The organism is Streptococcus sp. HMSC072D07 (assembly GCF_001814835.1).
In the GTDB taxonomy this organism is placed as follows: domain Bacteria; phylum Bacillota; class Bacilli; order Lactobacillales; family Streptococcaceae; genus Streptococcus.
In genome coordinates this window covers 1-269 of the sequence record NZ_KV818051.1, presented here as the reverse complement: position 1 = coordinate 269, position 269 = coordinate 1, and the positions used below count along the sequence as shown (strand labels likewise).

The 269-nt window shown below is 40.9% G+C and carries 1 protein-coding gene; it reads left to right on the top strand.

The annotated features are described in order from the left end of the window. Window positions 1–269 (top strand): Spy0128 family protein (locus tag HMPREF2991_RS03365; protein ID WP_306806715.1); only part of this gene is annotated, 269 nt, incomplete at both ends.

Here is a 269-nt window from a genome sequence, read left to right as displayed (position 1 = left end):
AAAGCAGGTAGCGAAGCAGGTGTGACATACGATAAATCTACTCACAATGTAACAGTAAACGTTACAGATAACGGTCAAGGCCAACTTGTTGCGACTGTAACTGACAACAACCCAACCTTCACCAACACTTATAAAGCAGCTTCAACAACTGTAAATATTACCGCTAAGAAAGTCTTAGAAGGTAAAGCCCTTGAAGCTGGTAAATATGAGTTTGAACTTAAAGAAGGTGACAAAGTAGTCGCAACAGCTAAGAATGCTGCAGACGGTAC